This window comes from Mycetocola manganoxydans (genome assembly GCF_003667545.1).
GTDB classification, from domain to species: domain Bacteria; phylum Actinomycetota; class Actinomycetes; order Actinomycetales; family Microbacteriaceae; genus Mycetocola_A; species Mycetocola_A manganoxydans.
Window position 1 is genome coordinate 69,236 of record NZ_RCUV01000007.1, and the last position, 26,675, is coordinate 95,910.

Genomic DNA, 26,675 nt, shown 5'->3' on the forward strand with positions numbered 1-26,675 from the left:
ATATGGCTGAATACATTTACTCAATGGTTCGCGCCCGTAAAGCGGTCGGCGACAAGCTCATCCTCGACGACGTCACAATGTCGTTCTACCCCGGCGCCAAGATCGGTGTGGTCGGCCCGAACGGTGCCGGTAAGTCAACAATTCTGAAGATCATGGCCGGCCTGGATACTCCGAGCAACGGTGAAGCCAAGCTCACCCCCGGATACACCGTCGGCATCCTCATGCAGGAGCCCGAGCTCGACGAGAACAAGACGGTACTCGAGAACGTCCAGGAGGGCGTCGGCCCGATCAAGGGCAAGGTCGACCGCTTCAACGAGATCTCCGCGGCGATGGCCGAGCCCGACGCTGACTTCGATGCTCTGCTGGCCGAGATGGGCACGCTGCAGGAAGAGATCGACCATGCTGACGCCTGGGACCTCGACTCGCAGCTCGAGCAGGCCATGGACGCACTCCGCACCCCGCCGGGGGATTCCCCGGTCGCCAACCTCTCCGGTGGTGAGAAGCGCCGCGTCGCGTTGTGCAAGCTCCTCCTGCAGAAGCCTGACCTCCTGCTCCTCGACGAGCCCACTAACCACCTCGATGCCGAAAGCGTCCTCTGGCTCGAGCAGCATCTCGCGAAGTACCCCGGTGCTGTGCTCGCGGTCACTCACGACCGGTACTTCCTCGACCACGTCGCCGAGTGGATCGCCGAAGTCGACCGCGGTCACCTGTACCCGTACGAAGGCAACTACTCGACCTACCTGGAGAAGAAGCAGGAACGACTCCAGGTCCAGGGCAAGAAGGACCAGAAGCTCTCCAAGCGTCTCGCCGAGGAACTCGACTGGGTGCGTTCCAACGCGAAGGGCCGCCAGGCGAAGTCCAAGGCCCGCCTCGCCCGTTACGAAGAGATGGTCACCGAGGCTGAGCGCACACGGAAGCTCGACTTCGAGGAGATTGTGATCCCGGTCGGACCACGTCTCGGTGCGCAGGTCATCGACGCGAAGAAGCTGCAGAAGGGATTCGGCGAACGGATCCTCATCAGCGACCTCAGCTTCACACTTCCACGAAACGGCATCGTTGGCGTCATCGGTCCCAACGGTGTCGGTAAGACGACGCTGTTCAAGACGATCGTCGGCCTGGAGCCGCTGGATGGCGGCGAGCTGAAGATCGGTGAGACCGTCGACGTGTCCTACGTCGACCAGAGCCGTGGCGGAATCGACCCGAACAAGAACCTGTGGGAGGTCGTGTCTGACGGCCAGGATTACATCCAGGTCGGTAAGACCGAGATTCCGTCGCGCGCCTACGTCTCGCAATTCGGCTTCAAGGGACCCGACCAGCAGAAGAAAGCCGGTGTCCTCTCCGGTGGAGAGCGCAACCGTCTCAACCTGGCTCTCACGCTCAAGCAGGGCGGAAACCTCCTCCTCCTCGACGAACCGACAAACGACCTCGACGTCGAAACTCTCGGAAGCCTCGAGAACGCGCTTCTCGAATTCCCCGGGTGCGCCGTGGTGATCACTCACGACCGGTGGTTCCTCGACCGCACGGCGACTCACATCCTCGCGTACGAAGGAACTGAGGAAGACCCGGGCAACTGGTACTGGTTCGAGGGTAACTTCGAGTCGTACGAACAGAATAAGATCGAGCGACTCGGACCGGATGCTGCGAAGCCTCACCGCTCCGCGTACCGCAAGCTCACGAGAGACTGATGCGGGTCCACGTCCCGATCCACTTGCGCTGGGGCGACCTCGACGCATACAACCACGTCAACAACGTGGAGCTCATGCGGCTCCTCGAGGAAGCCCGAGTGCGGGTGTTCTGGCGTGACGACGCCGAAGGCGGCGACGTCGACGCTGGGATGGCGCTGATCGAAGCGGAAGCAGGGTCGAATACGATCACCCTCATTGCCAGGCACGAGGTCGAGTACCTGTTGCCCATCCCGTACCAGCGTCAGCCGCTCGACGTGCAGGTGTGGATCGGGAATCTTGGCGGCGCAAGTCTCGAGGTGGACTACGAGGTGTACGGTCCTGTCGGCGGCGATCAGCCGTTGTACGCCCGCGCATCGAGCACCATCGTGCTGGTCGACGCGGCGACGTCGCGTCCCCGCCGGATCACCGACGAGGAACGCACCGCGTGGACCCGCTACCATGAGGATCCGATCCCGTTCGTCAAGCGACGTTAGGCGGGGCCGCCGGCCGACAGCGCCAGTGGCACCCGAACCATGCCCTCCTGGGCGACGCTCGCGACGAGGACACCGTCGCGCGAGTAGAACCTGCCCTGTGCAAGCCCGCGCCCGCCGGACGCGCTCGGGGACTCCTGGACATAGAGAAGCCACTGGTCGACGCGGACCGGCCGGTGCCACCACATCGCGTGGTCGAGGCTGGCCGCCTTCAGGTCGCGCGTCATCCACGGCAGACCGTGGCGGCGCATGATCGACTCGAGGAGCGGGTAGTCGCTCGCGTAGGCGAGTGCAGCCCGGTGCAGGTTCTCGTCATCGGGCAGATCGCCGATCGATTTGATCCACACGGCATTCGTTGCTGTCCGCTCTCCCTCGACCGAGAGATAGATCGGTGACGGCACGTGGCGGATGTCGAACGGCCGGTCTCCCGCCCATGACCGGGCAACGGGATGGTCGATGTGGGCGAGGACTTCAGCTGTCGTCGGAAGGTCCTCCGGGTCCGGGTAGCCTTCGGGCATCGGCGCCTGGTGGTCGAGGCCTTCGTCGATGTCCTGGAATGACGCGATCATCGACAGAATGGGCAGTCCGTTCTGATAGGCCTGTGTTCGGCGGGTGGAGAACGACCGACCGTCATGGATCCGGTCGACGCTGAACGTGATCGGCTGGTTGACGTCCCCCGGCCGAAGGAAGTAGGCGTGCATCGAGTGGATGACGCGCTGTTCCTCCGTGGTGCGCGACGCAGCCATCACCGATTGTGCGAGAACCTGGCCCCCGTACACCCGTCCTCCCGGCATCCACTGAGACGGCCCCGTGAAGATGTCCTCACTCGTGCGAGCGCCTGTGTCCGACAGGTCGAGGGCGCGAAGCAGGGAATCGAGGGGGTCGGTCATGAGTCTCCGATCGAAGGTGGGGCGCGGTCGGTGTTTGCTGCGCTGTCAGTTAGTTTAGACAGCAGATGACGAACACATTTTCGCTGGAAGACTCCGCCGCGATGGCCGATCTCCGCACCTATCTGGCCCGGGCGCGAGTGGTCGACGACACCGCCGTCCGGTTGATTGCCGCGGGGGGAGTACTCGCGGTGTACGCAGCGGTCCTCTACCCGCGCGGGCTGCTCGATTCGAGTCCGACGATCCTCGGCCTGCGGACGTTCGCCGAAACATCCGGCGCCGTTTTCGATCGTGTGGTCCCACCGGCCGCGATCTCCGATCGGCTCGCCGCCCTGGAGAGTTCAGCGGGCGCGGTCCAGGTCTCGCTCCCCGACAGCGATGTGCGAACGAGCTGGTCAGGGATCGCGCCTCCCCGTGGTGCCTGGGAACAGATCGGCTCGGTGAGTTCCGTGGTCCTGGAACTCGTCGCGCGTGACGGTGCCGGCGAGGTGGCGCGTGCCGTACCTGAGAACACCGGCGACCTGCTTGTCCAGCGGGTGCGATCGGACGTGTGGTCGCGGCCGCTCAGTGAGTCCCAGCCGGTTCCCGCCGGACTCGCGTTCGCCGCTGCGAGCCTCGGGTTCCTGGTCGGGGAGGAAGAGGTTCCGCTCTTTGTCTCCGGGCAATGGCTCCGCGCGAGTCCTGTTCGAGGCCACGTCCTCGTCCGCAGCGGGCGCGGCTGATTCACTGGTCTCAGCCGAGAAGCTCGGTCATGCTTTCCTGGGCGATCCTGCGAAGCACAGGCGAGTCGTCCGACGAGAGCATCACAGCGGATGCCATGACGAGAGCCCACCCCTCGGCGCGCCTCCAGGTGGCTTCGATCGTGATGTCGACCTCAGCCGCCGGTGTGGTTCCCATGACCCCAGCATCGCAACCGTTCCCGTTTCGGTCGCTCAGAGCAACTGGACGTCGATCGCGCGGCCGACCGTTCGACCGGTGAACAGGCATCCGCCGAGGAAGGTTCCCTCGAGCGCGCGGTAGCCGTGCATGCCGCCGCCGCCGAAACCGGATGCTTCACCGGCCGCATAGAGGCCTGCGATTGGTGTACCGGACGCATCGAGCGCCCGGCCGGACAGGTCGGTATGGATGCCGCCGAGGCTCTTCCGGGTGAGGATGTGGAGCTTGACGGCGATGAGCGGCCCGGCTTTCGGATCGAGCAGCTTGTGCGGTGTGGCTACCCGGAGAAGTTTGTCACCCCGTGAGGCGCGGGCTCCCCGAACAGCGGTGATCTGCGCGTCCTTCGAGAAGTCGTTGTCGAGCTGGGCGTCACGCCATCGGATCTCCTGTTCCACCCGTGCGACGTCGAGCGGCGCATCGCCGGAAAGCGTCCGCATCCCCTCGAGCAGTCCGGAGAGGTTGGGCGAGACGACGAAGTCCTCGCCGTGTTGCTTGAACGCTTCCACCGGCCCGGGAGCTCCCGCCCCGAGGCGTTTGAGCAGCAGTTTCACATCCTTGCCGGTGAGGTCCGGGTTCTGTTCGCTTCCCGAGAGCGCGAATTCCTTTTCGATGATCTTTTGCGTGAGCACGAACCAGCTGTGGTCGTAACCGGTGGAGACGATGTGCTTGAGCGTGCCGAGAGTATCGAACCCGGGGAACAGCGGTGCGGGCAGTCGCGTGCCCGTGGCATCCAGCCAGAGAGATGACGGTCCGGGCAGGATCCGGATGCCGTGGGCCGGCCACACCGGATCCCAATTGGTTATGCCCTCGGTGTAATGCCACATCCGGTCGCCGTGAACGAGGTGCGCGCCGGCATCCTGCGCGATCCCGAGGCCGCGACCGTCGACGTGGGCGGGCACACCCGAGAGCATGGATCGCGGCGGAGTTCCGAGCCGCTCGGGCCAGTTCTCGCGAACGAGATCGAGGTTGCCGCCGATCCCGCCGGTCGTGATGACGACCGCTTCAGCAGTCAGCTCGAATGCTCCGTCGACGTCGCGGGAGCTGGCTTCGCCTCGCGCCGCATCCGACGGCGAGAGGATGCTGCCGCGAACGCCGGTGACCGAGTCGCCGGTGCGCACCAGTTCGTCGACCCGGTGGCGGGGGAGCAGATGCACCCGACCGTCGGAGACCCCAGCGAGCACGCGGCGAAGGAACGGCTCGACGATGGCGGGGCCCGTTCCCCACACGATGTGGAACCGCGGGACCGAGTTTCCGTGCCCGTTAGCGGTGTAGCCGCCCCGCTCGGCCCACCCGACGACGGGAAAGAAACCGATGCCCAGTGCATTCAGCCACGCGCGTTTGTCACCGGCGGCAAAGTCCACATAGGCCTCCGCCCAGCGCTTTGCCCAGCCATCGTCGGGCCGGTCGAACGCGGCGGAGCCCTGCCAGTCCTGCCAGGCGAGGGCATGTGAGTCACGGATCCCCATCCGCCTCTGCTCGGGGGTGTCCACGAGAAAGAGTCCGCCGAACGACCAGTGTGCCTGGCCACCGAGACAGCTGCGTGGTTCCTGGTCGACGAGGAGAACTCGCCGACCGGCATCCGATAATTCAGCGGCGGCGACGAGACCAGCGAGTCCGGCGCCGACGATGATGACGTCGGCCGAGGTCGGTGTGGGCGCTGGCATCGGGATCTCCTTCGGCCCGTCAGCTCCGTCGCCGGCGGGCTGCCCCCATCGTAGGAGATGGGCGGGGGCCTGGCGCTACTCCTCGAACGTGTTGACCATCGCCTGGGCGGCGCGCTCGAGGTAGTCCCAGAGGGTTGCCTCGTGGAGTGGCGACAAACCGAGGGTGTCGACGGCGGCGCGCATGTGAAGGAGCCAGCGGTCCCTGGCATCCGGATTGACCTTGAACGGCATGTGCCGCATCCGCAGGCGCGGGTGGCCTCGCTGCTCGCTGTAGGTGGACGGTCCGCCCCAGTACTGCTCGAGGAACATCAGGAGTCGCTCCGTGGCCGGACCGAGATCCTCCTCCGGATACATCGGTTTGAGCACGGGATCCGCTGCGACGCCCTTGTAGAACTCGACGCAGAGCTTCTCGAATGTTGGCCGGCCTCCGACCTCCGTGTAGAAGGTGGATGCCATCGCGTCACTTGCCATCTGAATCCTCACTACCGGTGGATGCGGGGCCGGCATCGGCCCGGGGAGCGGACTTCTTGGGTCGGCGTGGTGCCTTCGGGCGTCGCGCCGGTACCTGCGCTTCAAACGGAGCGGTGTCGACGACGGGCACCGCGGCGGCGGCTTCGGCTGCTGCATCCGGTACCTCGCTTCCTGAGGTCACAGCAGCGGCGCCGTCCGAGTTGGTGCTCCCGGCAGAGACTGGCCCGTCCCCGGAAGCCATGACGACGCTGTTGAGCGGGGTGAGTCCGGAACCCATGCCGTCGAGAGCCTTCTTCAGGTGGAGCCGGAGGTCACGGGCAAAGTCCCAGCGGGCACCGACCCGGGTGCGCACGACGAGCCGAACGACGAGGGCCTCCGCCGAGATGGACTCCAGTCCCCAGACCTCGGGCTTGCCCAGCATCGCGGAGCGCCACTTCTTGCTCGACGCCAGGGCGCGAGCGACCCGGAGCAGCTCGGCCTGCACTTCTTCGACGTCGGACGCGTAGGGGATGGCGAGGTCAACGATGACCCGGGCCCAGCCCTGTGACATGTTTCCGGTCCGCAGGATCTCGCCGTTGCGCACGAACCAGAGGGTTCCCTCGACGTCGCGGACCTGGGTGATGCGGATGCCGACGGTCTCGACGACACCGGTCGCCTGTCCGAGGTCGACGACGTCACCGACGCCGAGCTGGTCTTCCATCACCATAAAGAGCCCGTTCAACACGTCCTTGACGATGTTCTGGGCACCAAAACCGAGACCCGCGCCGAGGGCAGCGGTGAGGAGCGCGAACGACCCGAGGATGCTCTGGTCGATCACATTGACGATGAGGAGAACGGCGACGACGACCACGGTCACGTTGATGATGTTGGTCAGCACAGAACCGAGCGTCCGTGTGCGCTGAACGACGCGGGCCGTTGTCACCGGAGAGACGGTGAGCGACTGAGTGTCGTCGACGTTCTGGCCCTTCTTGACCCCCGACACGATCTGCGCGACAACGCGGCGGATCGTGAAGAGCAGAAGCCAGCGCACCACGAAGGCGAACAGGATGATCAGGGCGACGCGAACGATTTTGAGTTCGTAGATGCCAGCAACGACGGCTGTGAAGGATTCCCAAGTCATATCCGGCAAAGTCTACCGACCGGTCGCCGCGCGAACGCTGGGACCCGCTGCCCCATGAACGCGAAATGCCGGGTTTCGCGGGTGTCGGACGCATCCGACCCGCGAAACCCGGCACCTCGTGACGGATCAGGCGCGCGCGTCGCGCTCCTGGGCCTTCAGCGCACGCTCGACACCGGCGAGGTTCTCGACCACGATCCGGCGAAGAGCCGGTGGCTCGGCGTTCTCGTCGAGCCACGCGATCGTCGCGTCGCGGAGTTCTGCGTTCGCGAGCGGGGCCGGGTACATCCCGACAGCGAGGTATTCGGCGATCTTGTAGCTGCGCGACTCCCAGATGCCCTGCAGCATCCCGAAGTAGTCCGGGATGAACGACGCGAGCACGTCCTTGTCGCGGGCACGCTGGAACCCGATCCCCGTCCACTGCACGATTGCGTTCGGTGCGGTGTCGCTGTCGACGACGGATGCCCACGCGGCACGCTTCGCTTCGAGCGTCGGGATTGCGGCACGGGCGAGTGCCGCTGCCTTGGCACCGTTGGCCGTGTTGTCGTTCGCGAGCGCTGCGTCGACCTCGTCGTTTCCGGCGACGCCGCTGGCGGTGAGCGCTGTGAGGAGTTCCCAGTCCAGGTCGGTGTCGACCTCGAGGCCATCGAGCGTGAGTTCTCCCGACCGCAGGCCGCGGAGGATGTCGACGTGCACGTCGGTCGACGCGACGCCGGCGAAGAACTTCACGAACTGGAACTGGGCGTCAGAACCCGCCTCAGCACCTTCGGCCAGCTGCCAGAGAGCGTCGCCGACCTCGACGAGGATCTCCTCACGCGCTTTGGGGGCGACGTACTGGGTCGACGCGAGGACGAGCTGGGTGAGGGTGGTCCGAATGGTCGTCGACTCGGTCTCGCTCGCGATGTTTCCGAGGACGAGGCGCACGTAGTCACGTGCCGGTGTCTCAGCATCGCGGGTGGCATCCCAGGCGGCAGCCCAGACGAGCGAACGGGCGAGGGGGTCCTCGATCGTCGCGAGCGACGAGGTGGCAACGGCGAGCGACGCGTCATCGAGGCGGATCTTCGCGTAGGCGAGGTCATCGTCGTTCAGGAGAACGAGGTCGGGGCGCTTCTGGCCGACCAGCTCGGAAACATCCGTCCGCTCTCCGTCGACGTCGAGCTCGATCCGGTGCTGACGCACGAGAGAGCCGTCGACCGAGTTGTAGAAACCGATCGCCAGGCGGTGCGGCCTGATGGTGGGGTACTCGGGTACGGCGGACTGCAGGACGGTGAATGATGTGATCACACCGGCGTCATCGACCTCGATCTCCGGACGGAGCGTATTGACTCCGGCCGTCTCCAGCCACAGCTTGCCCCAGTCGCTCAGGTCGCGACCGGATGCTGTCTCCAGTTCGGTGAGCAGGTCGACGAGTTCGGTGTTGCCCCACTCGTGCTTCTTGAAGTAGGCGGCGACGCCGGCGTAGAACGCGTCGATGCCGACCCAGGCGACGAGCTGCTTGAGTACCGATCCACCCTTGGCGTAGGTGATGCCGTCGAAGTTCACCTGTACGTCTTCGAGGTCGTTGATCGTTGCGACGATGGGGTGCGTGGACGGCAGCTGGTCCTGCTTGTATGCCCAGCTCTTCTCCATGGCGTTGAACGTCGTCCATGCGCCGGTCCATTCCGTGGCCTCGGCGACGGCGATGGTTGATGCCCACTCGGCGAACGACTCGTTGAGCCACAGGTCGTTCCACCACTTCATGGTGACGAGGTCGCCGAACCACATGTGGGCCAGCTCGTGGAGGATGGTGACGACGCGGCGCTCCTTGACGGCATCCGTCACCTTCGAGCGGAAGATATACGCCTCGGTGAAGGTGACGGCCCCCGCGTGCTCCATGGCGCCAGCGTTGTACTCGGGAACGAACAACTGGTCGTACTTCGGGAACGGGTACGGGTAGTCGAACTTCGATTCGAAGTACTCGAAGCCCTGTCGGGTCTTCTCGAAGATGTAGTCGGCGTCGAGGTACTCGGACAGGCTCTTGCGGCAGAACACACCGAGCGGGATGGTGCGTCCGTCGCTCGAGGTGAGTTCGCTGCGCACGGCGACGTACGGGCCGGCGATGATCGCCGTGATGTAGCTCGACATCACATCGGTCGGCTCGAAGGTCCACGTCTTGCTGTCCGCTCCGGCGTCAACCGGCTCAGGGGTGGGGGAGTTGGAGATGATGTCCCAGTGGGCGGGGGCGGTCACGGTGAACTGGAACGTCGCCTTGAGGTCGGGCTGCTCGAACACCGCGTACATGCGGCGGGAGTCCGGGACCTCGAACTGGCTGTAGAGGTACACCTCGTCGTCGACCGGGTCGACGAACCGGTGCAGCCCTTCGCCGGTGTTCATGTAGATCATGTCTGCGTCGACGGTGAGCACGTTCTCGGCTGCGAGGTCATCGAGGGCGATGCGGATGCCGTCGCTCACGGCTGCGGGGTCAAGGCTCTTGCCGTTGAGCGTCACGGCATGCACGGTGCGGGTGATGGCGTCGATGAACGTCGACGAGCCCGGTGTGGCGGTGAACCGGATGGTCGTGGTCGAGCGGAAGGTCTCCGGACCAGTTGTGAGGTCGAGGGCGATCTCGTAGCTCGAGGTGGAAACGAGCGATGCCCGTTCCTGTGCTTCGGCGCGGGTGAGGTTTTCTCCGGGCAACGCTGAACTCCTTAGTGCGGTGGCTGGGCACGAATCGGTCGGATCGTGCCCGACTTGCAAGCGTAGTCCTCCACTCGCATCGGGGCAGGGGGGAATGAGACGGCGGCCTTCCGTGGTTGGCTGGGAGTATGAGCACTGATACCCCGACCTCCGTTGATTTCTGGTTCGACCCCTCGTGCCCCTGGGCATGGATGACGTCCCGCTGGGTGGACGAGGCGGCGAAACTCCGCAACCTCGACGTGACGTGGCACGTGATGAGCCTCGCCGTGCTCAACGAGGACCAGGATGTCTCGGAGGAGTACCGCGCGTTCTTCCCCCGCGCCCTGCGGTACACCCGGCTGATCGCGGCGGCAAAGGAAGAGCACGGTGACGCCATCGTCAAGCCGCTCTACGACGCCCTTGGCACGCGCATCCACCCGGGCGGCTCGACCGACCCCGATTCGGTGATCCCTCAGGCGCTCGCCGACGTCGGCCTGCCCCCGGAATTCGCGAAGCACTCGGAGAGCGACGCATACGATCCCCAGATGCGTGCCAGCCACTTCGACGGTATCAATCGGGTCGGCCAGGATGTCGGCACCCCGGTCATCGCGGTCAACGGCGTTGCGTTCTTCGGCCCCGTGATCTCCCCGGCCCCGACGGGTGATGAAGCCGCGAAGCTCTGGGACGGCGTCGTCGCGGTGGCCTCCTATCCCGGATTCTTCGAGATGAAGCGCAGCCGCACAGTGGGCCCGATCTTCGACTGAGTGAGTGTCGGGCGCCGGCGGATCGCGAAAACGGCAGAATGGGAGCATGCGCATCCATATCGCCACCGATCACGCCGGCCTCGACTTCAGCCAGCACCTGCAGCAGCACCTCCGCGACTCCGGCCATGAGGTCGTCGATCACGGGCCCGCCGAGTACGACGCCCTCGATGACTACCCGGCGTTCTGCATCAACGCCGCCACCGCCGTCGTGCGTGACCAGTCCGCAGGGATCGAAGCCCTCGGGGTTGTGTTCGGAGGATCAGGGAACGGTGAGCAGATCGCCGCGAACAAGGTGCGAGGCATCCGCGCAGCCCTGGTCTGGAACCTCAGCACCGCAAAGCTCGCGCGCGACCACAACGACGCGAACGTGATCTCGATCGGCGCCAGGCAGCACTCGGTCGACGAGGTCATCTCGTTCATCGACGCGTTCATCGCCGAACCGTTCACTGCCGAAGAGCGCCACGTTCGCCGGATCGCGCAGCTCGCCGAGTTCGAGAAAACGGGCACCATCGCCGGCAAGAACGTCGACGCGGCTCCCGAACGAGCCTGACGTGCCAGAGGGTCACTCCGTCCACCGCATCGCCCGGCAGTTCCGCCAGAACTTCCAGGGCCGCCGGGTGAGCGTCTCGTCGCCCCAGGGCCGGTTCGTCGAGGGCGCGAAAGTGCTCGACGGGCGAACGGTCACCGACGTCAAAGCCGTCGGCAAGCAGATGTTCATCGACTTCGACGACAGTGTCTGGCTGCGGGTGCACCTCGGAATGTACGGTGCGTGGGACTTCGCCGGTGAGATCACCTCGGACGCTACGATCCAGTCAGCCAATGGCCGCATGGGCCACACGAACCAGCGGGGAACAGACCTCGCCGCGGCGATCCTCGACGATGCGGGGGAGAACTCCCTGAGTTCGATCGGCGCACCACGCAAGACGCGTGTGCGGATGTCGGAGCAGACAAAGGGGCTGGCTGACTCCGAGTGGGAGACATTCCCTCCGGAGCCGGTCGGGGCGGTTCGCGTGCGACTCCTGACCGAGAACGCCGTCGCGGATCTCCGTGGTCCGACCGCGTGCGAGATCATCGACGACGCCCGGGTCGGTGAGGTCATCGCGAAGCTCGGGCCGGATCCTCTCCTCGATGACAGTGACGCCGCTGAGGACCGGTTCACCGCCGTTGTGCTGAAGAAGCCGACGCCTATCGGGCTGCTGTTGATGGACCAGTCCGTTGTCTCCGGAATCGGAAACGTGTACCGGGCTGAACTGTTGTTCCGTGCGGGGGTGAACCCGCACACACCCGGAAAGCTCGTGCCGGAGGAGACAGTCCGCGACATCTGGCGCGACTGGTCCCGACTGCTCCGCATCGGTGTCGAGACCGGGCAGATGATGACGATGGACAACCTCACCGGTGAGGACTACCGCAAGGCGATGGCACACCGCGACGACAGACACTGGGTCTACAAGCGTGAGGGCCTGCCCTGCCGGGTCTGCGGCACGCACATTCTTCTCGAGGAGATGGGAGCCCGCAAGCTGTACTGGTGCCCCGTCTGCCAGGCCTGAGCCGGAGCATCCGATGACGAACTTCCGCCTGCGCGCGTCCCGGCCGGGATCCGGCATCCGTCGTACTCTGACCGGCGTCCGTATCGCCGGGTTGGGCGACGACGTCGTTGACGTGGTGATCGAGGACGCAACGGTCGCCGAGATCCGTCCGAGCGGCGCTTCCCAGCCGGACGGGGAGACCACGAACGGCGATGGGCGCTGGCTTTTGCCCGGCCTGTGGGATTCCCACGTGCACTTTACCCAGTGGGCGCAGATCTCGCGCCGCTTCGATCTGGGAGCCACCCGGAGCGCGCGCGAGGTGCTCGACGTCGTCGCCGCGAACACGGTGCAGGGGGAGGACGGGCCTGCCGTCGGTTTCGGGTTCCGCGACGCCCTCTGGTCGGATGCCGCGTCGCTCGGTGAACTGGACGGCGCGTCACATGGCCGAGCCGTCATCCTCATCGCCGCCGATCTCCACTGCGTCTGGCTGAACAGCGCCGCTCTGCACCAGTTCGGCCACCCGGGCTCGGACTCCGGGCTGCTCCGCGAAGAGGACGCATTCACCATTCTCCGTACCCTCGACACCGCTCCCGATGACGTCGTCGACGGCTGGGTGAACGACGCCGCGAACCGGGCCGCCTCCCGTGGGGTCGTCGGGATCAACGACTTCGAGATGTCATGGAATCTGAGTGCCTGGACCCGGCGGATCGCTTCGGGCACCATCGCGCTGCGTGCCCGGTTCGGCGTGTATCCACGCGACCTCGACCAGGCCATTGCCGAAGGGCTGCGGACCGGCGACATCCTCCCGCACACGCACGGGCTGCTCGAGGTCGGCCCGCTCAAGGTGATCACCGACGGATCCCTCAACACCCGCACCGCGTATTGCGTCGACGAGTACACCGGCGTCGCAGAACACACGCACGGTGTGCTCACGGTTCCGACCGACGAATTCGTCGGCCTCATGTCGCGCGCCCGCGACGCCGGGCTCGAGTCGGCGATCCACGCCATCGGTGACCGCGCGAACAGCCTCGTTCTCGACGCGTTCGAAGCGACAGGATCGCACGGCTCTGTTGAGCATGCGCAGCTGCTGTCGCCGGGTGACGTCGCTCGGTTCGCAACGCTCGGGGTCACCGCGAGCGTGCAGCCCGAGCACGCGATGGACGACCGCGATGTGGCGGAGCGCTACTGGGAGGGGCGCACCGGGCGAGCGTTCATGCTCCGCAGTCTCCTTGACGCCGGTGGCACTCTCGCTCTCGGGTCCGACGCACCCGTCGCCCCGCTCGACCCGTGGGTGGCGATCGCGTCCGCGGTCGGCCGGTCGCGCGACGGGCGTGCCCCGTGGCATCCGGAACAGTCAATCTCGATCGCCGAAGCTCTCGCCGCATCCACTCGCACAGGCAACACCACGGTGCGAGCCGGGCAGCCCGCGGACCTTGTGCTGGTCGAGCAGGACCCGTACGCGGCAACACCCGACAGCCTGCGACGGATGCCGGTGGCCGCGACGATCCTCAACGGCCGCGATACCTACACGTCGCTCTGACCGCGTTGCAATGACAAAGGAGGGCCGCCCAGATGGGCGACCCTCCTTTTTTGTCTGCGTCTAGCGGGAGACGTGGGCGACGAGGAACCAGCGGTCCTTTTCGAGACCGCGGGCGATCTCGATCGCGATGTCCTGGCTGGTCAGGTCGATGCCGTCCAGTTCGTCGACGGCCGTCTTGATGGAGACGAGAGCGGCGTCGATCTGTGCGACGAACTCCGCGATGGTGTTCTCTGACTGCTGGAAGCCAGCGGTCAGTTCACCGGTGGAAGTCTTGGCGGCGACGGTCGCGAGTCGGGCGTCGACGGGGAGGCCCAGGGCGACGATGCGCTCAGCGGCGCTGTCAGCCCAGTCCTGTGCGTGGGCGACGATGGTGTCGAGGAGCTCGTGGACTCCGACGAAGTTCGCTCCGCGAACGTGCCAGTGTGCCTGCTTGCCGTTGACGACGAGGGCGGTCATGTCGATGACGACCGGGGTCAGGAACTGCGCGACTCCTGCAGCGACGTCGGGGCTGACGGAGGTCGATGGAATCGTGGTGATGTCTGTCATGGTGTTCCCCTTCACTGTGCGCGTGGTTGATTGCGCTGTTGACGACAACGCTACTCAGGCTCAGGCATTCCGCAACCAAGCCAAGGCTCGTCTAACCCACCGGTCCAGCGACGTCCTCGCCGGCCGGGTCAGCGTAGGGACGAGATCCCACGGGCGACGCTTTTGAGGTCACGGATCCTTCGCTCATAGGTTGCGGCGAGAACGATGAGGATGACCCCGCCGATCCCCGCCCAGAGCCACCACGGGACGGAACCGTACAACCCGGAAATCCACGGCCACAGTTGGGCCAGGGCATGAACGACCACAACGGCGGCACCGATGAGCGTCGGAGCCTGCATTCTGAGCGCCAGTCCGACCCCGAGCACGACAAGCGACCCGATGCCCAGGGCAACGACCCGCCACAACTCGTTCGGGCCGAGGTTCGCGAGGAGCGAGGGAACGAGCAGAAGGAGCAACCCGGCGCCGATGGGTGCCCACGATCGCATCTGCGGGAACCGCGCGAGCCGCGCGGCGCCACCGGCTATCAGCGCAACCGCGAGTGGCGCGGTCGCCAGTTCGAACGGCGACGCTGCATCGGAAAGCAGCAGAAGCACGACGAGCACGGCAGCAGCGCTGATCGAGACCCATCGGAGCAGGGGCGAGAACTCGTCTCGAACGGATGCCGCCAGCACGATCCCGCAGACGACCAGAAGCACCGTCACCCCCCGCCACCCCGCGAGGGGCTGTTCCGCAAGAGCGGCCATCGTCGGCAGGGTGAGCGCCACCACGGATGCCGACAGGGCGACCGCGGGAAGGACAGCCGACGTCCGCTTGCTGAAGAACCACAGGAGCCCCGCAGCGATGAGGATGACGGCTGTTATCGCCGACCACACTTCGAACGGGACCCCGATGCTCGTCCGATCGCTGAGTGCGCGGAAGACGCCGGCCACGAAGGCGGCGAGCACCCCGGCGAGCCAGAACGGCCGGCCGGCGTTGAGGCCACGCGCCGCAGCCGGCGTGAGCAAACCGGCGACGACGAGGGCGGCTGACGTTGCCAGCACGACCCCTGAGCGCAGGAGCGAGTCGCCAAGGAAGAGTGCGCTCGGTGCGAGGCCGAGTGCCAGACCTGCGACAAGGAGAACCTGACGCTCACGGTCGACGTCTCGGACGAGCCTGACGATGACGCCCGCAACGATCGTTATCGCGAGAGGAACGGTGACGAGCTCGAACGGCGCCAGATTCGCCGGAGCGAGGAGCGCGCCGCCGAGCACCGCTGCGGCGGCAATCGAGACCCAGCGGAGCGCCGGCGAGAATTCGTCCCGCATGCACGCGGCGAGAACGAAACCGCACAGCACGAAGAACACGATGAGGGCGCGCCAGGGCTCGACCCCCGCGACGGCGACTGCTGCTGCCGTCGGTGCGGCGAGAGCAACGACCGCAGCGACGATCGACACGGTCGCGGCACCGCCCGGCGATCGGCGGGTCAGGTGCCACGCCAGGGTGGCAGCGATCAGCACGGCAGTGGCGCCAGCCGACCACCACTCGAAGGGGATGCTCTCGTCTGACTGGTGGAGGAATGCGCGCCCCACCCCGGTCAGGAAGCTCGCCCCGACACCCGCGGACCAGAGAATGACCCCGCCCCGCAATCCGCGGTGGGTCTCAGGAGCGAGCGCGCCGGCGACCACGAGAGCTGCGGAGACCGACAGGACGAGAAGCGGCCTGAGCGGGTCGGAGGTCAGACCGGCGATGGCACTGGGAACGAGTCCCACCGCGAGCGCGGCGATCAACAATGCTGACCGGCCGGGAACCGCCTCGGCGGCCACGGGACGCCTGGCAAGGATCAGCCAGAGAATTGCCAGCAGGAGCCCGGCGACCGGGAGGGTGTACCACTCCACTTCGTCGACGTCCGAGCGGACGAGTCCCAACCAGAGCGCGGAGACCGCCAACGGCAGTCCGAGCCACGCGAGATGCCTCCGCTCTGACGTGCCGGTGACGATGCCGCCCGGACCACTGGCCACGACGAGAGCGGCAACGGCGAGCAGCAGCAGTGCAAGCCAGCCCATCCGGGGGCTGTCGGGGAGGCCCGCGATGACCCCCAACCCGACGATCCCGAGAACAGAGTCCCAGACCATGCGCGGCGCGGCAGAGCGCGGAAAGAGAAGGAGCGCGACACCGGCGAGAAGAACCGCGACACCGGCGACGATCACAACGAGCGATGACGAGCGGTCCTCCGCGCCGAGAGTTGGAGCGTATCGGCTCCATGCGACAGCGGATGCCGATGCGATCGCGGCCGGCGCGATCGCCGCAGCGACGAATCGCTCGGGCCAGGTGGCCACGGATCGGACCAACTGCCAGAGGATGCCGCCGACGGCCGCGAGCACGAGCGTCGCGAGCAGGAAATCGGCTTCATCGGAAACGAGGAGCAGGCAGACTCCGCCGAGAGCGGAAAAGAGCGCAACGGTGAAGACCGCGGCGTTCTCCACGCGAGTGAGAAACCGTGTTCCGGCGAGGAGGCCGATCCAGAGAAGCACGGCGGTCGTTGTGAACCAGAGCACCGGCTGAGCCCACGGGAGTGGCCCGCCCGTCGCCGCTGCGAACCACCCGGGTATCAGCGACACCGTCGCCAGCACCGTCACGGATGCCACGACCGAGACCAGGGGCAGCAGCCAGACTGCGGCCGCATGGCGGACCCGGAACCACACGACCTGCCGGAAGGCGATGAGGAGGGCGATCGCCCCGAGGAGCGCGAAAGGGAATGTGACAGTGCTCGTCGCTCCGATGGTGCCGAAGGCGAGGAGACTCAGTCCGAAGACGAGTCCCAGCACAAGCCGCAGGCCGGGCAGCCCGCGAACAACCCCGACAAGGACGACGACCGAGAGCACCCCGAGCCACGCCGTGGAGGCGACCGGCTGCCCGAGCGTCGCACCCGCTCCGATGAGCCCGACACCGCCGAGCGCGACGGGCGCCCATGCCGTGCGTTGCGCGAGGCCGAGGAGGAAGAGCGCTGCGAAACCCAGGCCGGCGACGGAGAGCGCGGCGAGAGGGGCTGCCCAGCCCTGCGTGAAAGCGACACCGGGACTCTCGAACGCCGTAAGGCTGAACGCGCCGGAACCCACACCCCACGCTGCGGTGGTCAGGTTTGCTGCGGCGGCGGGAAGAGCCGCGAGGCCCGCAACCCCGAGTGGAACCCACGTCGCGAGCTTCAGAGCGCGCGCCAGCCGGGCGAGTCGTTGAGTCCGGGAAAGCGTGGCCACAAGGACAGCCGCGAGAGTCGTGCCGGCGAGAGGCAGCCAGCGCCATTCCTCTCCTGCGTCTCGGGGGACAAGCCCGAGCCCGGCGCCCGTCGCCGTGAGTCCCAGGCCGACAGCGGCGACCACCGCCCAGGGGGTGAGAGCAGCAGGGGTGGACCCACGAGAGTCTGACGGAGCCGCTTCAGCCGCTGGCGCAGGTTCGACAAGGAGGGAGAGGAGCCAGCATCCGGCCGCAATGGAGAACGCGAGGACTCCGCCGAACGCTAGATCGGGGAATGCGCCAAGGGCCAGGACGGAGCCGAGGATCGCACCGGCGACGCTCACCAAACGAAGCGTGACGCGTTCGACAGTGAGCCGGACACGGGACCAGAGCGCGGTCGCACCGAACGCGACAACCATGGCGGCTGCCCACAAGCCGGTGACGGGAGCCGGCTCAGGGAACAGGCCGAGCACCAGGGTGAACGCCGCGACCGGAGCGAGGAGTACGGCTGAGACCGACAGCGTGCGGAGTGGGAGGATCCGGAACGCGAGCAGGAGAAGCGCCGACAGAGCGCCGAGAGCGAGGCCGGTGTAGAGCCAGATAGCGAGACCGTCGGATCCGAACAGACCGTTCGCGCGGATGATCCACAGATCGAGCAGGAACAGAACGACGGCAAGGCTCGCGATGCCCTCGGCGGTTCCTCGAAGATTGCGGCGGAAAAGGAGGGCGGCGACGCCGAAGACGACGATACTCGCTGCCCCGGTAAGCACGGACCGGACCTCGAGGCTCGCCACGAGGTACGCGACGAGCACGAAGAACAGCGCCATGACCGCGACGAGCAGAACGCCGACGGTGAGCATGAGGATCTGGATGCCCGACCGTCGCGGTCGCGCACTCTCCTGAGGTTGTGGGAGGTTCAGCGGTGGGACCGGTGGAGCGGTAGGCGGCGCAGCGGGAGCCGCCGCGGCTCCGGGTGCGAAGCGTTCCGGGTTCACTCCGGGGTCGGTCGGATAACCAGAAGCCGGCGCGCGTTCCGGCGATGGCGAAGCCGGCGGATAGGCGAACTGCCCAGCTGCGGCCGGAGCGGTGAACTGTTGCGAAGCGAGGAAATCCGCCTCCCGGCGTGCCAGATCCGCCCGGCGGCGTTCCTCCTGCTGCACACGCATGCGGGCAAGCAAGTCCTGACGTCTCGACTCCGCGGCCGCAACCGCGGCGCCCGCCTCGAGCAGGTCCGTTGCCGCCGGCACCGTCAGATCGAGTCCGCAGTTGGCGCACACCGCGCCGCCGAGCGATGAGAAACAGGCGGGACAGACGGTCGTGTTGGTCAGCAGAGACGGGTCGGCCGGCCACCAGCGGGCGGGGCGGAAGGTGTCTGGCATTGCCCCATTCTGTCGGAGCGCCGCGAGCTGCGTGGGCCCCAGTTGTGGATGGGGAGGCTTGGAGCCCCCCTGTGGACAGCTCGGGGCCGCTGTAGTCTGGCCGCATGACGAGCGACGACGCAGCATCCATCATTCCGCTGACCGGCGTGAAGGGGCCTGACGTCGCTGAAACGGCATTCGTTGCTCCCGGCGCACGCATCGTCGGGAATGTGACGCTGAAGGATCGATCGAGTGTTTGGTACAACGCCGTTCTGCGGGGCGATTCCGCTTCGATCGTTCTCGGCGAGGGCAGCAACATCCAGGACGGCGTCGCGGTCCACGTCGATGCGGCGTCCCCTGTGGTCATCGGACGGGGTGTCTCCGTCGGCCACAATGCCGTCGTCCACGGGTGCACGATCGGCGACACCGTGCTCGTCGGAATGGGTGCGGTCGTGCTCAGCGGCGCTGTGATCGGCGACGAATGCCTCATCGCTGGGGGAGCGGTGGTGCTCTCCGGCGCCGAAATTCCGCCACGGTCTCTCGTCGCCGGAGTGCCGGGGAAAGTGCGACGCGAGCTGACTGACGACGAGGTCGACGGCATCCGGAAGAATGCGGAAATTTATCTCGAGCACTCGCGGCACCACGCCGAGTCGATCGAGGGCGGTTCGGTCTAGTCCGAACCGTTCTTCCTGACCCAGCGCCGATGCGAGGTCATTGCTGAGCCGAGACACACCGCGGATGCCGCCATGAGGCCCACTCCTGCACCGAAGCGGCCGGTTCCGAAGAAGATACCCGCGCAGATGAAGAGCGCGACGCCGATGGTCGTCCAGATCGAATACGAGCGGAGCATCTTCATCGCTTCGCCTTCGATTCGTCTGGTGGGACGGGGAACTGGAGGGGCTGACGAGAATCGAACTCGCATCATCTGTTTGGAAGACAGAGGCTTTACCACTAAGCTACAGCCCCGAAATCTGGCGGGGTACCGTCAGGGTTTCGGTTTGCGCCGGAAGACCGGCACCCGAATATCGTAGTACACGTTTCGGGGTGCGATGTGCCGCGACCCGCCGCGTCGGTTTTTTGCCCGCGGTCGTGCATTAGACTGTCTGAGGCCTTCCACTGCCGCCTCGATTCTTGGCGTGTGAGTCCAACCCGGTAGTTCCCTACCGGGGCGTAGCTCAGCTTGGTAGAGCGCCCGGTTTGGGACCGGGAGGTCGCAGGTTCGAATCCTGTCGCCCCGACAAGTCCGTACTCCTCAGATCGAGGACGAATCCACAACACAGGAGAACACACCAACGTGAAATCCACGGTCGAAAAGCTCAGCCCCACCCGCGTCAAGCTCGCCATTTCGGTGACGCCTGAGGACCTCAAGCCGAGCATCACCCACGCCTACGGCCACATCGCCGAACAGGTCAACATCCCCGGATTCCGCAAGGGCAAGGTTCCGCCGGCGATCATCGACCAGCGCATGGGCAAGGGCGCCGTTCTCGAGCACGCCGTCAACGAAGGCCTCGACGGCTTCTACCGCGCCGCTGTCGAAGAGCACAGCATCCGTACCCTCGGTCGTCCCTCCGCGGACATCGTCGAGTGGCCCAGCGACAAGGACTTCTCCGGAGACCTCGAGCTCGCCATCGAGGTCGACGTTCGTCCCGAGATCACGCTCCCGTCGTACGACGACATCACCATCGAGGTGGATGCCGCCGAGATCACCGACGAGGACGTCGCCGCAGAGCTCGACAAGCTCCGCACACGCTTCGGCACGCTCGTCACCGTCGACCGCCCGGCAACAACGGGTGACTTCGTTCAGATCGATCTCGTTGCCGCGATCAACGGCGAAGAGGTCGACAACGCGACCGGCATCTCGTACGAGGTCGGTTCAGGCGACCTGATCGAGGGCATCGACGAAGCACTCGAGTCGCTCACCGCCGGTGAGGTCACCACGTTCAGCGCTCCTCTGCTCGGTGGCGAGCACGAGGGCGAGAACGCCGAGATCACCGTCACCGTCGGTGCCGTCAAGGAACGCGAAATGCCCGCGGCCGACGACGACTTCGCACAGATCGCGAGCGAGTTCGACACCATCGCCGAGCTCACCGAGAGCCTCAAGGAGCAGGTCGCGCGCCAGAAGGCCTTCGGTCAGGGCACCGCTGCTCGGACCAAGCTGCTCGAGAAGCTCGTCGAGCTCGTCGAGATTCCCGTTCCGGAGAAGCTCGTCGAAGACGAGGTTCACCGTCACCTCGAGGGCGAAGGCCGTCTCGAAGACGACGAGCACCGCGCCGAGGTCACCGTTTCGAGCGAAGCAACGTTCAAGCAGCAGATGCTGCTCGACACGATCGCCGAAGCCGAGAACGTCCAGGTCAGCCAGGATGAACTCACCCAGTACCTGATCCAGGGTGCGGCTCAGTACAACATGGAGCCGGGCGAGTTCATCAAGGTTCTCGACGAGAACGGTCAGATCCCGGCCATGGTCGGAGAGGTTGCCCGCAACAAGGCCCTCGCTGTCGTGCTCGCAAAGACCAAGGTCGTCGACACCGAAGGCAACACCGTCGACCTGACCGGTTTCGTCCCGACGGACGACGAGGACGCTGAAGAGGCTCCCGCCGATGAGGCCGCAGCCGATGAGGCTTCAGCCGACGAAAGCTCTACCGAGAAGTAAGTTTCTTCTTATCGACGGATGCCCCGGGAACGTTCCCGGGGCATCCGTCATTTAACCGCGGAGCGGCGCGATATCTGCCCACGGCGAACAGAGCCGTTCAGCCGCGTTGGCTCCGATAGATTCGATTACACGCAACAACTGAAATGGAGCGCGACATGGCCGAACTGACACTGCCCAACAGTGTTTTTGACCGACTGCTGAAGGATCGCATCATCTGGCTCGGCGCAGAGGTCCGCGATGAGAACGCGAACGAAATCGCTGCGAAGCTGTTGCTGCTCGCGGCTGAGGACTCGAAGCGGGACATCTACCTGTACATCAACTCTCCTGGTGGCTCGATCACCGCAGGCATGGCGATCTACGACACGATGCAGTTCGTTCCGAACGACATCGTCACGGTGGGTATCGGCATGGCGGCGTCGATGGGACAGTTGCTCCTGACTGCCGGCACCAAGGGCAAGCGATACATCACCCCGAACGCTCGAGTGCTGCTGCACCAGCCGCACGGTGGGTTCGGTGGAACGTCGAGCGACATCCAGACCCAGGCGCAGCTCATCCTCGACATGAAGCGTCGTCTGGCCGAGATCACCGCTGCCCAGACCGGCAAGTCCGTCGAGCAGATCAACGCCGATGGTGACCGCGACCGCTGGTTCAGCGCGCAGGAAGCCCTCGAGTACGGGTTCGTCGACCACATCCGCGAGTCGGCCACTGACGTCGCCGGCGGCGGCGGAACCGAATCAGTCTAAGCGTCGAGAAATCAAGAGGATAAAACATATGGAAACCCCGACTTTCCGCGCCGCAGGCAACTTCGCCGCTACGGCCGCTGCCATGCCGAACTCGCGCTACATCCTGCCGAGCTTCGAGGAGCGCACCGCATACGGGTACAAGCGCCAGGACCCGTACGCCAAGCTTTTTGAAGACCGCATCATCTTCCTGGGTGTCCAGGTCGACGACGCGTCGGCCGATGACGTCATGGCTCAGCTTCTCGTTCTCGAAAGCATGGATCCGGACCGCGACATCGTCATGTACATCAACTCACCCGGTGGGTCCTTCACCGCGATGACGGCGATCTACGACACGATGCAGTACATCCGTCCGCACATCCAGACCGTGGTGCTCGGCCAGGCGGCATCCGCCGCAGCCGTCCTCACGGCCGCCGGTACGCCGGGTAAGCGACTGGCTTTGCCGAACGCCCGCATCCTGATCCACCAGCCCGCAGTCGGCGAGGCCGGACAGGGTCAGGCATCCGATATCGAGATCCAGGCGGCTGAGATTCTGCGGATGCGGATCTGGCTCGAGGAGACCCTCTCGGCTCACTCCAACCGGAGCGTCGAGCAGGTCCACAAGGACATCGACCGCGACAAGATCCTGTCGGCCGAGCAGGCACTCGAGTACGGCCTGATCGACCAGGTCCTGACGAGTAGGAAGCACGTTCCGACGACGAACACCACTGCTTCCGGAGCGATCACGTCCGCATAGCGCGCAAACAGCAACATGAGAGCGGAGCCGGGATGTCCCGGCTCCGTTTTCGTTTTCCGCCATCGAGTTTTTCGACACCCGGCACGTCACCTACGGCACGATGTCCGAGGTTCGGGTTAGGCTCAAAGTAGGCAACTAGCCAGCAAGAGGGAGTGTGGACTGATGGCTCGAATCGGCGAGAGCGCAGACCTGCTCAAGTGCTCCTTCTGCGGGAAGAGCCAGAAGCAGGTTCAGCAGCTCATTGCGGGGCCCGGGGTGTACATCTGCGACGAGTGCGTCGAGTTGTGCAACGAGATCATCGAGGAGCGCCTCGCCGAGGCAGGCGAAGCAGCAACACCTGACTTCGAACTGCCGAAACCGAAAGAGATCTTCAACTTCCTCGAGGAGTATGTCATCGGCCAGGAGCCGGCGAAGAAAGCTCTTTCTGTCGCCGTCTACAACCACTACAAGCGCACGCGCGCCCGCACCTCGCTGACCAGCGCCGACTCCATCGCCGACGACATCGAGATCGCCAAGAGCAACATCCTGCTCATCGGTCCGACCGGTTGCGGCAAGACCTATCTCGCGCAGACACTCGCCAAACGGCTCAACGTGCCCTTCGCTGTCGCTGACGCCACCGCCCTGACCGAGGCCGGCTACGTCGGTGAAGATGTCGAGAACATCCTTCTCAAGCTCATCCAGGCTGCCGACTACGACGTCAAGCGCGCCGAGACGGGCATCATCTACATCGACGAGGTCGACAAGATCGCCCGCAAGGCCGAGAACCCGTCGATCACTCGCGATGTGTCGGGCGAGGGCGTGCAGCAGGCACTGCTGAAGATCCTCGAGGGAACCGTCGCATCCGTTCCCCCGCAGGGTGGGCGCAAGCATCCGCACCAGGAGTTCATCCAGATCGACACGACGAACGTGCTGTTCATCGTCGCCGGCGCGTTCGCCGGGCTCGAAGAGATCATCTCGTCCCGCGCGGGCAAGAAGGGCATCGGGTTCGGTGCTCCTCTGCACTCGAAGGGCGACGACATGAACCTCTTCAGCGAGGTTCTTCCTGAAGACCTGCATAAGTTCGGTCTCATTCCTGAGTTCATCGGCCGTCTACCCGTCGTCACGACAGTCACCCCTCTCGACCAGCACGCGCTGATGGAGATTCTGACCGTGCCGAAGAACGCGCTCGTGCGTCAGTACCAGCGCATGTTCGAGCTCGACGGGGTCGAGCTCGAGTTCGAGCAGAGTGCGCTCGAGGCGATCGCGGATCTCGCGGTGCTCCGCAAGACCGGAGCTCGTGGACTCCGCGCGATCCTCGAAGAGGTCCTCGGCCCGGTCATGTTCGAGGTGCCGTCGACCGAAGAGGTTGCCCGCGTCGTCATCACCCGTGAGTCGGTGCTCGAGAACGCGGCGCCGACGATCGTGCCGCACAAGCCGCGCCGCCAGGAGAAGTCAGCGTAGAGCTCCGCTCGCCCGGGTCGCTTCGGTCGCTCCATCTGACCGACGGTTTGCTGCCCGCGTGTGCTGCGGGCGCGGCATCCGCGTGCTCCAGTTGCCTCATAAGGCTGTTTCGGCGGATCGAGTTGCCTCAAAGTGCTGTTCGCTGAATCGAGTTGCCTCAAAAGGTCGTTCGTGGTGAGTGGGAACGACCTCTTGGGGCAACTCGACGCCCTACGCCAGGCCGCGCCGCTCGAGCAGCGGTTCGATGCGGGCATCGCGCCCACGGAAGTCGCGGTACGCCTCGAGCGGATCCTTGCTTCCCCCGACGCCGAGCAGCAGGGCGCGGAACCGGTCCCCGTTCTCGCGGGTGAGTCCGCCGTTCTCGGTGAACCAGTCGACGGCATCCGCATCGAGTACCTCGCTCCAGATGTAGGAGTAGTAACCCGCGTCATACCCACCCGAGAACGTGTGCGCGAAGTAGGTACTCGAGTACCGCGTCGGCACCGCGGGGTTGTCGAGTCCCGCCGCAGCAAGCGCTGAGCGCTCGAACGCCTCAACGTCAGAGATCTCATCGTCCGCGGTGATCCGGTGCCAGGCCTGGTCGAGCATCGCCGCGGCGAGGTACTCGCTCGTCAGGAAGCCCTCGTTGAACGACGCCGAGCGGTGGAGATTGTCGACGAGAGCCTGTGGCATCCGCTCGCCGGTCTCGTAGTGCACCGCGTAGTTCGCGAGCACCTCGGAATCGAGCATCCACATCTCGTTGACCTGACTGGGGAACTCGACGAAGTCACGGAACACATTGGTTCCGGCGAATCGCGGATACGTGACCCGGGCGAAAAGTCCGTGCAGCGCGTGACCGAACTCGTGGAAGAACGTCGTGACTTCGTCGAAACTCAGCAGGGTCGGCTGTCCAGACGCCGGCTTCGGCACATTGAGGTTGTTCACGACGACAACCGGCTGGTCGAGGAGGCTGTTCTGGGACACGAGCGGATTCATCCATGCGCCACCCCGCTTCGAATCCCGGGTATACAGGTCGAGGAGATATAGGCCGACCGGCGTGCCATCGGCTTCGGTCACTTCGAACACACGCACGTCGGGGTGGTAGGCGACGAGGTCGGCGCGCTCGGTGAATTGCACGCCGTAGAGACGTTCCGCCGCGTAGAAGATCCCGTCGACGAGCACCCGTTCCGCCTCGAAGTACGGGCGCATCGCGGCAGTGTCGACGTCGAACCTGGCGGTACGCACCTGTTCGGTAAGGAACGCCCAGTCCCAGCTCTCCACGGTTAACGGTTCCGCTGACGCGTCGGCGAGAGCCTGCAGGTCCGCCTGCTCGATGCGAGCGTTGCGAGCAGCGGCCGGCGCGAGCGAATCCATCATCTCGGCGACCTTCGCGGGTGTGCGCGCCGTCTGGTCTGCGGTCACGAATGCGGCGTGCGACTCGAAGCCGAGCAGACGGGCCCGCTCGGCGCGCAGTCGCGTGATGTCAAGCACAAGCTCGCGATTGTCGAACGTACCGCCACGGATGCCACGGGCCTGCGACGCGCGCATCACCCGTTCACGAACGTCGCGGCGGGTCAGGCTGGCCAGGGCGGGGTTCCCGGTCGGCAGCACAAGGCTCAGCAAATACGTGTCGTCGAGGCCGCGCTCCCGCGCCGCTTCGGCGGCCGCGGAGGTCTCGCCTGCGCTGAGCCCGTCGAGGTCCTCGACGTCTTCCAGAAGGACGGCGAGCTCGTTGGTGTCGGCGAGCAGGTTCTTCTCGAACCGCGTGGTCAGGGTGGACAGGGTGCTGTTGAACTCGCGCAACCTGTCCTTGTCTGCGTCACTCAAGCCGGCGCCCGCGAGAGTGAACTCGGTGTAGTACCGTTCGAGCAGGTACCGCGATTCGGCGTCGAGCCCAAGGTGGTCGCGTTGCTCGTGAACGAACCGGATCCGCGCGTACAGATCAGGGTCGAGTCGGATCGCATCCGTGTGCGCAGACAACAGCGGTGCGATGCGCTCCTCGAGTTCAGTCGTCGTCGGATTGGAATCCGCCGACGTCTTGTTGAAGAAAACGGATGCCACCCGCTCGAGCATCTGCCCCGACCGCTCCAGTGCCACCAGCGTGTTCTCGAAGGTCGGCGCCTCGGCCAGCCGTGCGATGGCATCCACTTCGGCGAGCTGCTCAGCCATTCCCTGCTCGAAGGCAGGGAGGAAATGGTCGTCGCGGATGTCGGCGAAGGGCGGAAGCTGGTAGGGAAGTGTGCTCGGCTCGAGGAACGGATTCGGCGTGTTGGGCATGCCTCCACCCTAGGGCGGTCATGT

22 protein-coding genes and 2 tRNA genes are annotated in these 26,675 nt (G+C 65.7%); 13 read left to right on the forward strand and 11 right to left on the reverse strand.

Going from position 1 to position 26,675, the window contains the following annotated elements; translation table 11 throughout:
- Nucleotides 1–2 precede the first annotated feature (2 nt).
- Nucleotides 3–1,685: an energy-dependent translational throttle protein EttA gene (gene ettA / locus D9V29_RS07275; RefSeq protein ID WP_121672671.1), complete on the forward strand. Its 1,683-nt coding sequence runs from the start codon at nt 3–5 to the stop codon at nt 1,683–1,685.
- A complete protein-coding gene (locus tag D9V29_RS07280) occupies nt 1,685–2,158 on the forward strand; it encodes an acyl-CoA thioesterase (protein ID WP_121672672.1) in 474 nt (157 codons plus the stop codon). The genes ettA and D9V29_RS07280 overlap by 1 nt, the downstream gene beginning before the upstream one ends.
- On the opposite strand, the gene D9V29_RS07285 is transcribed toward D9V29_RS07280, so the two are convergent.
- Complete coding sequence (locus D9V29_RS07285) at nt 2,155–3,045, reverse strand: acyl-CoA thioesterase (protein ID WP_121672673.1); 891 nt, start codon at nt 3,043–3,045, stop codon at nt 2,155–2,157. The two genes, D9V29_RS07280 and D9V29_RS07285, sit on opposite strands and share 4 nt — an antisense overlap.
- 65 nt (nt 3,046–3,110) lie before the next feature.
- On the opposite strand from D9V29_RS07285, the gene D9V29_RS07290 reads away from it, so the two are divergent.
- Nucleotides 3,111–3,764 (forward strand): DUF8185 domain-containing protein, encoded by a 654-nt coding sequence (locus tag D9V29_RS07290; protein WP_121672674.1) that lies wholly within the window; start codon nt 3,111–3,113, stop codon nt 3,762–3,764.
- Nucleotides 3,765–3,774: 10 nt separating this feature from the next.
- Here the strand turns inward: D9V29_RS07290 and D9V29_RS14900 are convergent, their stop codons facing one another.
- The 5 genes from D9V29_RS14900 to pepN form a co-directional block, all read right to left on the reverse strand.
- Nucleotides 3,775–3,939, reverse strand: coding sequence for a hypothetical protein (locus D9V29_RS14900; RefSeq protein WP_183084946.1), 165 nt, complete (start codon nt 3,937–3,939; stop codon nt 3,775–3,777).
- Between the two features lie 35 nt (nt 3,940–3,974).
- Complete coding sequence (locus D9V29_RS07295) at nt 3,975–5,642, reverse strand: FAD-binding dehydrogenase (RefSeq protein ID WP_121672675.1); 1,668 nt, start codon at nt 5,640–5,642, stop codon at nt 3,975–3,977.
- A 75-nt stretch (nt 5,643–5,717) separates the two neighbouring features.
- Nucleotides 5,718–6,113: a globin gene (locus D9V29_RS07300; protein ID WP_121672676.1), complete on the reverse strand. Its 396-nt coding sequence runs from the start codon at nt 6,111–6,113 to the stop codon at nt 5,718–5,720.
- Complete coding sequence (locus D9V29_RS07305) at nt 6,103–7,233, reverse strand: mechanosensitive ion channel family protein (RefSeq protein WP_121672677.1); 1,131 nt, start codon at nt 7,231–7,233, stop codon at nt 6,103–6,105. The genes D9V29_RS07300 and D9V29_RS07305 overlap by 11 nt, the downstream gene beginning before the upstream one ends.
- A gap of 126 nt (nt 7,234–7,359) precedes the next feature.
- Nucleotides 7,360–9,906, reverse strand: a complete 2,547-nt coding sequence (gene pepN, locus D9V29_RS07310; protein ID WP_121672678.1) for an aminopeptidase N — start codon at nt 9,904–9,906, stop codon at nt 7,360–7,362.
- Nucleotides 9,907–10,034: 128 nt separating this feature from the next.
- Here pepN and D9V29_RS07315 point away from each other — a divergent pair, with 128 nt between their 5' ends.
- Genes D9V29_RS07315 through D9V29_RS07330 form a run of 4 tightly spaced genes read left to right on the forward strand, consistent with a single transcriptional unit; the run spans nt 10,035 to nt 13,715 of the window.
- The gene (locus tag D9V29_RS07315; RefSeq protein ID WP_121672679.1) at nt 10,035–10,649 is read left to right on the forward strand and encodes a mycothiol-dependent nitroreductase Rv2466c family protein; all 615 of its coding nucleotides are present in this window, start codon (nt 10,035–10,037) and stop codon (nt 10,647–10,649) included.
- A gap of 46 nt (nt 10,650–10,695) precedes the next feature.
- Nucleotides 10,696–11,199, forward strand: coding sequence for a ribose-5-phosphate isomerase (locus D9V29_RS07320; RefSeq protein WP_121672680.1), 504 nt, complete (start codon nt 10,696–10,698; stop codon nt 11,197–11,199).
- Between the two features lies 1 nt (nt 11,200).
- Complete coding sequence (locus D9V29_RS07325; protein ID WP_121672681.1) at nt 11,201–12,196, forward strand: Fpg/Nei family DNA glycosylase; 996 nt, start codon at nt 11,201–11,203, stop codon at nt 12,194–12,196.
- 13 nt (nt 12,197–12,209) lie between these two features.
- Nucleotides 12,210–13,715: an amidohydrolase gene (locus tag D9V29_RS07330; protein WP_121672682.1), complete on the forward strand. Its 1,506-nt coding sequence runs from the start codon at nt 12,210–12,212 to the stop codon at nt 13,713–13,715.
- A gap of 60 nt (nt 13,716–13,775) precedes the next feature.
- On the opposite strand, the gene D9V29_RS07335 is transcribed toward D9V29_RS07330, so the two are convergent.
- The gene (locus D9V29_RS07335) at nt 13,776–14,261 is read right to left on the reverse strand and encodes a Dps family protein (RefSeq protein ID WP_121672683.1); all 486 of its coding nucleotides are present in this window, start codon (nt 14,259–14,261) and stop codon (nt 13,776–13,778) included.
- Nucleotides 14,262–14,389: 128 nt separating this feature from the next.
- Nucleotides 14,390–18,850: an SCO7613 C-terminal domain-containing membrane protein gene (locus tag D9V29_RS07340; RefSeq protein ID WP_121672684.1), complete on the reverse strand. Its 4,461-nt coding sequence runs from the start codon at nt 18,848–18,850 to the stop codon at nt 14,390–14,392.
- 104 nt (nt 18,851–18,954) lie between these two features.
- Here D9V29_RS07340 and D9V29_RS07345 point away from each other — a divergent pair, with 104 nt between their 5' ends.
- On the forward strand, nt 18,955–19,503 hold the full coding sequence (locus tag D9V29_RS07345; RefSeq protein ID WP_121672685.1) for a gamma carbonic anhydrase family protein: 549 nt from the start codon (nt 18,955–18,957) through the stop codon (nt 19,501–19,503).
- On the opposite strand, the gene D9V29_RS07350 is transcribed toward D9V29_RS07345, so the two are convergent.
- Nucleotides 19,500–19,685 carry a hypothetical protein gene (locus D9V29_RS07350; RefSeq protein ID WP_121672686.1) on the reverse strand — a complete coding sequence of 62 codons (186 nt, stop codon included), beginning with the start codon at nt 19,683–19,685 and terminating at the stop codon, nt 19,500–19,502. The two genes, D9V29_RS07345 and D9V29_RS07350, sit on opposite strands and share 4 nt — an antisense overlap.
- A gap of 36 nt (nt 19,686–19,721) precedes the next feature.
- A tRNA-Gly gene (locus D9V29_RS07355) sits at nt 19,722–19,795 on the reverse strand.
- 198 nt (nt 19,796–19,993) lie between these two features.
- On the opposite strand from D9V29_RS07355, the gene D9V29_RS07360 reads away from it, so the two are divergent.
- The 5 genes from D9V29_RS07360 (at nt 19,994) to clpX (ending at nt 24,395) form a co-directional block, all read left to right on the forward strand.
- A tRNA-Pro gene (locus tag D9V29_RS07360) sits at nt 19,994–20,067 on the forward strand.
- A 56-nt stretch (nt 20,068–20,123) separates the two neighbouring features.
- Nucleotides 20,124–21,479: a trigger factor gene (gene tig, locus D9V29_RS07365; RefSeq protein WP_183084947.1), complete on the forward strand. Its 1,356-nt coding sequence runs from the start codon at nt 20,124–20,126 to the stop codon at nt 21,477–21,479.
- Nucleotides 21,480–21,634: 155 nt separating this feature from the next.
- Nucleotides 21,635–22,222: an ATP-dependent Clp protease proteolytic subunit gene (locus tag D9V29_RS07370; protein WP_121672688.1), complete on the forward strand. Its 588-nt coding sequence runs from the start codon at nt 21,635–21,637 to the stop codon at nt 22,220–22,222.
- 28 nt (nt 22,223–22,250) lie between these two features.
- Entirely contained in the window at nt 22,251–22,955 is a 705-nt protein-coding gene (locus tag D9V29_RS07375; protein WP_308428549.1) for an ATP-dependent Clp protease proteolytic subunit, read from the forward strand.
- A gap of 162 nt (nt 22,956–23,117) precedes the next feature.
- Complete coding sequence (clpX, locus tag D9V29_RS07380) at nt 23,118–24,395, forward strand: ATP-dependent Clp protease ATP-binding subunit ClpX (protein ID WP_121672689.1); 1,278 nt, start codon at nt 23,118–23,120, stop codon at nt 24,393–24,395.
- 210 nt (nt 24,396–24,605) lie between these two features.
- Here the strand turns inward: clpX and D9V29_RS07385 are convergent, their stop codons facing one another.
- A complete protein-coding gene (locus D9V29_RS07385; protein WP_121672690.1) occupies nt 24,606–26,651 on the reverse strand; it encodes a M3 family metallopeptidase in 2,046 nt (681 codons plus the stop codon).
- Nucleotides 26,652–26,675 lie beyond the last annotated feature (24 nt).